At 59.6% G+C, this 8987-nt stretch carries 7 protein-coding genes and 1 tRNA gene; all 8 read right to left on the bottom strand.

Annotation, left to right across the window (positions count from 1 at the left end):
• On the bottom strand, nucleotides 1–1455 hold a 1455-nt coding region (locus EOM25_03970; GenBank protein ID NCC24347.1), incomplete at its 3' end, for a HAMP domain-containing protein.
• A 236-nt stretch (nucleotides 1456–1691) separates the two neighbouring features.
• Nucleotides 1692–3275 carry a diguanylate cyclase gene (locus EOM25_03965; GenBank protein ID NCC24346.1) on the bottom strand — a complete coding sequence of 528 codons (1584 nt, stop codon included), beginning with the start codon at nucleotides 3273–3275 and terminating at the stop codon, nucleotides 1692–1694.
• 38 nt (nucleotides 3276–3313) lie between these two features.
• Nucleotides 3314–5635, bottom strand: coding sequence for an EAL domain-containing protein (locus EOM25_03960; GenBank protein NCC24345.1), 2322 nt, complete (start codon nucleotides 5633–5635; stop codon nucleotides 3314–3316).
• 219 nt (nucleotides 5636–5854) lie between these two features.
• A complete protein-coding gene (locus EOM25_03955) occupies nucleotides 5855–6421 on the bottom strand; it encodes a bacterioferritin (GenBank protein NCC24344.1) in 567 nt (188 codons plus the stop codon).
• Between the two features lie 224 nt (nucleotides 6422–6645).
• Nucleotides 6646–6722, bottom strand: a tRNA-Met gene (locus EOM25_03950).
• A 39-nt stretch (nucleotides 6723–6761) separates the two neighbouring features.
• Nucleotides 6762–6953, bottom strand: coding sequence for a hypothetical protein (locus tag EOM25_03945; protein ID NCC24343.1), 192 nt, complete (start codon nucleotides 6951–6953; stop codon nucleotides 6762–6764).
• Between the two features lie 213 nt (nucleotides 6954–7166).
• A complete protein-coding gene (locus EOM25_03940; protein NCC24342.1) occupies nucleotides 7167–8111 on the bottom strand; it encodes a tRNA-dihydrouridine synthase family protein in 945 nt (314 codons plus the stop codon).
• Nucleotides 8112–8225: 114 nt separating this feature from the next.
• Nucleotides 8226–8819: an RdgB/HAM1 family non-canonical purine NTP pyrophosphatase gene (gene rdgB / locus EOM25_03935; GenBank protein ID NCC24341.1), complete on the bottom strand. Its 594-nt coding sequence runs from the start codon at nucleotides 8817–8819 to the stop codon at nucleotides 8226–8228.
• Between the last annotated feature and the right edge of the window lie 168 nt (nucleotides 8820–8987).

Below are 8987 nucleotides of genomic sequence, written 5' to 3'. Positions count from 1 at the left end.
CTCGGCAGCCTGGAGCATGCCTTGGCGCTTGGCCTGTTCGGCCTCTCGCTTGGCCTGTTCGGCCTCTTCAGTGGCCAGAGTGCACTCGTGAGCCTTCTGCTCGGCCTCCGAGGCCTGAGTCTCGGCCTCGGTCATTTTTTGTTTCAAGGTGTGGACCATGCTTTGGATGCTCAGATTGAGCTTGCCGATCTCGTCTTTCTGATCGACCTTGGATTGGGCATCCAGATCGCCTTTGGCCACGGCCTCGGCATAGCCCATCAAACGGCGGATGGGCCCGGTGATGCGGCTGGCAATGAGTAGCCAAGTGATCCCGACGGCGACCAGAGCCGCGGCCAGGACGCTCCACATGATCATGGACGATCGTCTATCTGCTTCTTTAATAGCTTTAAGGCCAGCAAAAAATTCATCGTCGAAGGTTCCGGCGCCGATGATCCAGTCCCACTGTGGGAAGTAGGCGACGCTCACGGATTTCATCCTGGGGCTGGGATCGCCGGGGTTCTGCCAGGGATACCGGACCTGGGCAAATTCTCCCGGTTTGAGGGCTGTGGCTTTTTGGATGATTTCCTGAATGAAGAATTTGCCGTCGGCGTCCCTGGTCTCCCAGATGACCTCGCCGTCCCGTCGCCCTTTTTGCGAGATGATATATTTGCCCTTGGAGTCCAGAACATAGACGTATCCGGTCTGGCCGACGGTTATGTCCATGACCTGGCGTCGCAGGCTGGCGGCGCTTTCCTCGGGCACTCCGACGTAGAGGACTCCGGATATTCTGCCGAAAGCATCCCGGATCGGCTCGTAGGCCGTGATATACCAAGCATTGACCACAAAGGCCCGGCCGATGAATGTCTTGCCGGACAGAACCTGGGCCAGGACCGGATTGGGTTTGCCGTCCGGGTTGACGGCGGGGATGAAGGTCCCGATGGCCCGCTTTCCGGCCAGGGTTTCAACGTTGGTGCTTATCCTGAGCATATCTCCGGCCTCGTTCATGCGCTGGAAGATGGTACAGGTGCCGCCGACCAATTCCTTGACGTTATCGACGATGGCCGATGGGTGGTCGATGTTGTCGTTTTGGCCAAGCCACTGTCCTCCGACCGCCATCTTGGGCAGGGATACGGTGGTCTCCTCACGGGTGAACTGGTTGCTGACCCGCCAGGAGACGCCCGGTTGGGAAAATGTCACGGGCCCGGCCTGTTTCATGACGTGTCTGGCAACATTCAAATCTGCGGACACTTTCTGTTCCAGGACTTCTTGCTGACTGGTGACCATGCCCACGACGCCGGCGACAATGGCCTCGTTGTTGGCATGGCTGAGCCGCATGACCTCCTGCTCGGCTATCGTTTCGACCTCACCGGCCTGCCACGAGGCCACCAAGGTGATGATCAGAAGGGGCACAATAGTGGCCAGAATGCCGGTCAGCAACAATTTGGCGCGGATCGACAAGGTTTTTATCCCTGGCATTGTACTCTCCTTAATTCTTCATTTGGTTGACGAAACATCTGGCGACATTGTCAAGGAATAGCTCAAAAATGCAAAAACCTATTACGATATAATAATTATTTTATAGCAGAAAAACGACCGATCGTCAAAAGCTGCTTTCAGAATATTGACCAGGTTTGAAGAGCGGAAAGAAAAAATTCCGAGTAATTCTGGGAATTCACAAAAACCGAATTGGACACCTGTTCGGATGGCCCTGTTCACCGGGCCAGGGTGACCCGGTTCCGGCCTGAGTTCTTGCTCTCGTACAGGGCTAGGTCGGCCCGCTTGCAGAGGCCGTCGAAATCGTCGTCGGGATGCAGGCCGGCGACCCCGAAACTGACCGTGACCCGGTCGGCCGGGCCGAAGTCCGTGTCCTCGACCAGGGACCGCAGTTTTTCGGCCAGGACCATGGCCGCCTCGGGCGGGTCGTCGGGCAGAAGGATGATGAATTCCTCCCCGCCCCAGCGGGCAAAGACGTCGATGGACCGGACCGAGGCCTGGATACGGGAGGTCAACTTCCGCAGAACGTCGTCGCCAACGTCATGGCCGTGGGTGTCGTTGATCCTTTTAAAGTGGTCGATGTCGAACATGATCAAGGACATGGGGCCGGAGTGGCGTTGCCGACGGGCGATCTGGTTGTGGGCCACTTCGGTGAAGTAGAGCCGGTTGGGGACGCCGGTCAGGGCATCGGTGTAGGCCTGGCGCTGTTTTTCCTTGAGAAGCGTCTCTGCTGTGTCCAGGAGGGTGTTGAAGCCGCGGACGATGGTTCCGATTTCCCCCCGGGCATGGCTCGGGATGCGGGTGGAAAAATCATGTGAGCCAGTGATTCTGTCAATGTTTTCGGCCAGGGTGTCCAGAATGCGCAGGAGTCTGCGGGTGGTGAGGACCACAAGGCTCAGAACGGTTCCGACGACGATCAGTGCCGCGACGGTCTCGAAGAGGGCCTTGGCCCGAATGGCCCGCATCCTTGCGTCGAGTTCTCGGGTCATGTATGCTAGGACGTAATCTTCAACCTGGCGGATGGCGTCGATGGGGCGGCTGGTCAGGGGAAACCACTCGTCGGTATCGATGTCGGCCATGTGGAAGAAGGGGCTTGCGATCAAACCGACGAGTTCCAGACTTTTTCGAGCATCCATTTGGACCATGATTCGGTCGAAGGCAGCTTCCAGGTCTTTGGAGGCCGAGCGGCGGAAGAGGTCGATGCGAACAAGCCTTCGAGCGTCGAGCCGGGCCACCCCGTAGCTCGTCTCCATGTTGACCTCCCCCCAGTCGTGCAGGGATTTATTGGCCATGGCCCTGATCTGCCCGAGGTATTCCTTGGCCGACATGAGGTGGACGAGAGCCTGAAGGTCCGGGGCGATGACGGGGTCGGTTTCGGTCGGCTTGATCAGATGACTTTGGATTTCCTCCACTTCCCTGACATAGAAGGCAAAGGCGGAGGCCCAGGACATATGACCGTCTTCGATCTGTCGACGAGTGGTCAAGAGTTCCGCTCGGAGCCTTTCGAGGGAAACATTGGACAGGCGTCGGTCAGCCAGGGCCTGGTCTGTGCGGACATGCTGGGCCAGCAGGAGGTCCAAGTTGGTCCGGGTCGGATTGCCGAGATAGCCGGAGGCCAGGCCACGTTCCCGTTGCAGTTCGTGGACGACGGCCGACAGGGCTGGGGCGAGCCGCAATCTCTCGGCCATGGCCTGTTTGAACCGATAGTCGGATATTTGGCCCAGGGCTCCGTCCGCCAAGACATAGGCCAGGATGAGTCCGGCGATGGCGCCGAGCAGCAGAATGCCTTGGCGAATGGTCATGGGATCCCTTGGTCGGCGATGGGTTGGGGTGGTGGCCCTCAGGAATCGGCCCCGAACTCGAGGTCCGGGTCGTCCCGCTCTAGGATGTCCGGAGCGGGACGACCAATGAAATAACCCTGGGCGAAGTCCACGCCGATGTCCCGCAAAATTCGGATGGTCTCGGGTTGGTCGACAAATTCAGCAACGGTCCTGATGCCCAGTCCGCGGGCCATGTCAGCGATGGTCTTGACCAGAATCCGGTCCCGGGGGGTGTCGGGTAGCCGTCGGACAAAGGCCCCGTCGATCTTCAGGTAGTCCACTTCCATCTCGATCAGATGGGCGAAGGAGGTGAAGCCGACCCCGAAGTCGTCCAGGGAGAATTTGCATCCCCATTCCTTCAAGGCCCTGACAAAGGCCACGGCCTCCTTGAGGTTTCTGATGGCGGCCGTTTCGGTCAGCTCGAAGACAATGCGGCCCGGGTCGGCCTTGCTCTCATCCATGAAGGTCTGGAGCCGGGAGAGGAGTTCCCGGTCACCCAGATTCTTGCCGGAGATGTTCACCCCGAAGGACAGAGTAAGGCCCCGGGCCTGGAGTTCAGCCTGAAAACGCATGGTCTTCTCGATGATCATCTGGTCGATGCGGTAGATCAGACCGAAGCGCTCCGCCGTGGGGATGAAAAAGGCAGGGGCCAGGATTTTTCCGGTTTCGTCGACCAGCCGGGCCAGGGCTTCGTAATGGGTGACCAAGCCGGTGTTCAGGTCCAGGATGGGCTGGAACCAAGGCACGAAGCGGTCGGCGTCCAGGGCCTGGATGATGGTCTGTTTAGTCTTTAGGCTGGAATGGACTTCGTTCAGGTAGGCGTCGCCCTGCTGATAGATCACGCATCGGTTCTGGCCGGATTCCTTGGCTGTGGCCGTGGCCGCATTGACCTTGACAAGGAGTTCACCGCTGGTGGTACCGTGCCCGGGGATTTCGACCAGTCCGAGGCAGATGGTGGTCCTCACTGTTCCGGCCAGGAAGATGCCGCCCTCCACGGAAGTCCGCAGGGATTCGGCGACGTTCAGGGCCGCGTCCAGATCGAGGTCCGGGAGGAGGATCCCGAACTCGTCTCCGCCCAGCCGACCCACGGTGACTGGTGTCGGCGATTCCCGGAGGAGTTCGTTCTTTTGGATTTGCTGCACAAAGAATTCGGACAGCTCCCGGAGGAACTGATCCCCCACAGTGTGGCCAAAGGCATCATTGATCAGCTTGAAACCATCGATGTCAATCTGGAGCAGGCCAGCCACGGTCCGGCCCTCGATGGATTTGGCAAGGGTCTGGTCCAGGATCTCCACGAAGTGATGCCTGTTGACCAGACCGGTGATCCGGTCGTGTTCGGCTAGGAATCGTAGTTCCTGACGACTGGCGACCTTGTCGGTGATGTCTTCCTGGATGGCCATGAAGTGGGTGATTTGGCCTTGGTCGTCAAGAATGGGGGAGATGAAGCCGTTGGCCCAATAGAATCCGCCGTCCTTTTTCCGGTTTTTGATCATTCCTCGCCAGGTTTCGCCGGACTTGATCGCGTTCCACATCGCTTCGTACCGGCTCTTCGGGGTTTCACCCGAGGCCAGGATGCGAGGGTTTCGGCCGAGGGCCTCGTTTCGGCTGAAACCGGTGAGGGCCTCAAAGGTCCGGTTCACGTATTTGATAGTCCCTTCGGCATCGGTGACGAAGATGATGTTGATGCTCTCGTCGATGATCCGCAAGGTCCGGGTGAGTTCGTCCTTACTGGCCCGAAGCTGTTCCTCGGTCCGTTCATGGACGAGACGTCTGACCATAAGCATGCCGAGGAGGGCCGTGGACAGTGGATAGATCAGAAGCACAGGAATTATGATGTGCGAGAAGGCCTCAAAGGCGATGTTTCGGGGCAGGGCGATGGTGGAGGCGAGCATGGCCAGGTGGAGAGTAAGGCCGAAGCCGAGCAGCTCACGCCAGGTCATCGTGTCCAGCCGATGGTGTCTTGCCAGCCTCCAGGCCAGACCGATGAGGCCGGAGACGACAATGACCGTTACCCCCATCCAGATTCCGGACCCGCCCTGCAGGATGCGTAGACCGGAGGTCATGATCATGGTCACGGCCGTGGGCACGGCTCCGAAGAACAGGCCGGTGGTGCCGATCAGAATCGACCGGGTGTCGAAGGCCACGCCGGGCATGTAGGTCCAGGGGGTGACCATGATGACCATACCGATGACACCGAGGATGAGGCCGAAGACGATTTTGGGGACGAGATGGGAGGACTCGGTCTTCCACCTCGTTCCAAAAAGGTCGAAGAGCAGGGCCGAGGCCAGCAGGAGGGCCGCGTTCTGGACCAGGGTGACGAAGATGGCCGAAGAGTGCTCCATGGGGCATCGTCCAAGCAATCGGCGGTTTTTTGTCGTTGGATGAGCAGGAGGGATAGCTTTCGGACCGGCCGACGATCCCCGCTACGGTGCAGGGTGCCTCAGCCGGGAGGAGCGGTCAAGCCCGGAGAAAAACGCGCCGGTCAACTCACGGTCAAATGGCCGCGATACCGCACCTCCCCTTCCCGGGTTCCGGCAGGGGAGGTGCGGGGACGTTCAGGACTAGGCCCCCTGATTGAGGACGAAACCCTTGCCAAAGCCGCCGGTGGATGCGGAAGTGCCGGCGATCTTGGACAGATAGACGTTGCCCAGGGTTTTGATGTGCTCACTGACATTGTCGAAATGATTGAAGTGGGCCTGCTCCTCGTCGATGATCTGTTCGAAGAGCTTGACGCTGATGCTGTCGCCGTTATCCCGGCAGACCAGCAGGAACTGATTGTAGATGTCCACGGTGTCGTCTTCCAGGGTGGCGTCGGAGGCGAAAATGGTCTGAACGTCCTGGCCCTTCTGAATTTTTTCGTCGTACCCAGTGACGGGTTCCCCGCCCAGTTCCTTGACCCGTTCGGCGAACATCTCGGCGTGGCGCATCTCGTCGATGGCGATGAGCTTCATGTTGGCGGCCATCTCGCCGTAGTCCATGGCATCCAGGCCATAGTGCTGGTTCATGTACTGGGAGATGGCGAAGAGCTCCATAGTCCGGGCCTTGTTCAGCACCTCGATGACCTTGGCCTTGCGCTCCTCCTTGTTGGAGCCTTGAGGAGTCGTAGCCGGGGATTTTTTCGATTTCATCGTTATCCTCCTTGCATTGGGTTATGGTTTTGTTCCTTCGCGCCTTTCCAGATTATGGATGAACGGACGAAAGTCCAGATCCTGACTAGGGCATAACTACAATGAGACCTATGCCAAGGAAAAAAGGGCTTTCATGGGATTGAAAGCGGCCGGTCCTGAAATCCCGAGCGGGTCGGACAAAATATGAAGGGCTTGAAGGATTTCCCTCCAAGCCCTTGATTTTGTGGTAGCGGGGGAAGGATTTGAACCTTCGGCCTTCGGGTTATGAGCCCGACGAGCTACCATACTGCTCCACCCCGCGTCACTGAAGAAAGAAACAATACGCTTGATTTCGCAAAAGTCAAGGTTTTTTCTTCGGATCGATTTCTTTGGTGGGACGAGCTTCGGTATCATTTTGGTTCCCTTGCCGATTGTGGCCGTCGGGAAGGTCGTCCGGCGGCTTTTCAGGGTCGAAGCCACGGTCGTGCTGCATGATCGCGAACATGACCACGCATCCGAACGCGAACCCGCCGAGGGTGATCCACCAGATCATGGCCGGCGCTACTTGTAGTCCCTGACGATGATCTGTTCCCGCTTCAGCGGGCACCAGGAGGGTCGTGGCTCCTTGGGATCCAGGGGCCGGTTGGTGGGGACCGACACTGCGCAGGCCGCTCCTTCCGGGCGGTTGCGGAGAAAAGGGCAGTCGGCGCAGGAGGTGACGATCTTGATCATGGGTATTCCTCGGATTTTCAGAGATGATACGAGTTCATATGGTAAACAGAAAGGTTGACGGCCGCAAGGACACCTCGGGTGCGGGATCAAGGACAAGGTGGGCCGCGGTTCGAAGTTCGTCGACAGTGTGGCCTTTCCGCAATCGGGAGAGCATGGAATGGCCGAAAACGAAATTGGCTGCGATGTAGGGGAGGTGCCCGAGGTAGATGCGGACGGCGTCTTTTTCGCCAAAATGCTCGGCCAAGGCGTCCAGCAGGGCCAGGGTCGAGGTGAGCCAGGGATTGGGCCCGGGGTTGGCTCCGTCCAGCCACAATGCAAAGGTCCAGGGCCGGGCCACGGCCAGGCGGCCCAGGGACACACCGTGGCATCCGGTCTCGTCCATCATCCGTAGGCAGTCCTCGGCCGAAAAGACGTTGCCGTTGCCGATGACCGGGATGGACACGGCCCGGCGGACAAGGCTGATGTGGGCCCATCTTGGAGGTCGGGTCCGGCGGTCCGGGGCGATGCGGGGATGGAAGACCAGGGCGTCGACCCCGGCATCCTCCAGGCGACGGGCTAGGTCCACGGCAGGGATCGGGTCGTCGGTCCATCCGGTGCGGAATTTGACGAACAGAGGGATGGACACGGCCCTGCGAATGGCCTCGACAATGGCCAGGGCCCGGTTCGGGTCCCGGAGCAGGGCGGCCCCGGCCCCGAACCGGCAGACCTGCGACACGGAGCAGCCCATGTTCACGTCCACCCCGAAAAAACCCTCGTCCTGAACCCGGATGGCGGCCCTGGCCATGGCTTCGGGTTCGGAGCCGAGGATCTGGCAGCAGAGATGGGGGAGTTCCTCGGGACGCCAGGAAAAGGACGTGGACAGAGCGGGACGGGTCGAGGGCAGGGCGTTGGCCCCGCACATGCCCGTCCACAAGAGGGCCCGGCCAGGTCCGAAACTGTCGATGACCTGGCGAAGGGCAATGTGGGTCAGGCCGGCCATGGGGGCCAGAAATAGCCGTGACGGGACTGTCCGACTGCCGACGACCAGAGGGCGGTCCAGAACGGATTTGAGCCGGAGAGCCGATTCGGTCACGAAGGGGTCGAGGCCTCAGCCCTAGACCAGATCGGGCCAGGCGGCCAAAAGTGAACGTAATGCCTGGCCTCGATGACTGAGGGTATTTTTGGTCTCGGGGTCGAGCTGGGCCGAGGTCAGCCCCTGTTCTGGGGCCACGAACAAGGGATCGTAGCCAAAGCCGTTCTCACCCTTGGGCTCGTGCCCGATGCGACCCGGCCATCGACCATGGGCAACGATTTCCCGACCGTCCGGGGCACAGGCGACCATGGCGCAGACAAATGCCGCATCTCGTAGCTCGTCGGGTATTTCGTCCATTTCCCGCAGAAGTTTGGCGTTGTTGGCCTGGTCAGTGCCCTCGGAGCTGAACCGGGCCGAGCGAACTCCCGGTCGTCCTCCCAATGCCTCGACCTCGAGGCCGGAATCATCGGCCACGGCCACAAGGCCTGTTGCCTTGCAGATGGATAGGGCCTTTATCCTGGCATTCTCCTCAAAGGTCAGACCGGTCTCCTCGGCCACGACGACGTCCGGAAAGTCCTTGAGGCCAAGGACTTGGATGTCCGGATACAGGACTTCGAAAAGGTGGGTCATTTCCCGAATCTTGCCGGCGTTGCCGGTGGCCAGGACGATGCGCATGATTGTCTCCGGGGTTCAAAGGTGGAAGGGGCCTTTCCTAACCGTCCGTTGAGGCGGAGGCAAGCCCCTGATTGGTTTGAGAAATGCCTCCTGTTCCTTGACGGACTTGAATACATTTGACAATTTGTCCATTGTGGCCACGGAAACAAAACCACCTCGAGGAGTATC

Source organism: Deltaproteobacteria bacterium (assembly GCA_009929795.1).
GTDB lineage: Bacteria > Desulfobacterota > Desulfovibrionia > Desulfovibrionales > Desulfomicrobiaceae > RZZR01.
This window is presented reverse-complemented; position numbering and strand designations above follow the sequence as displayed.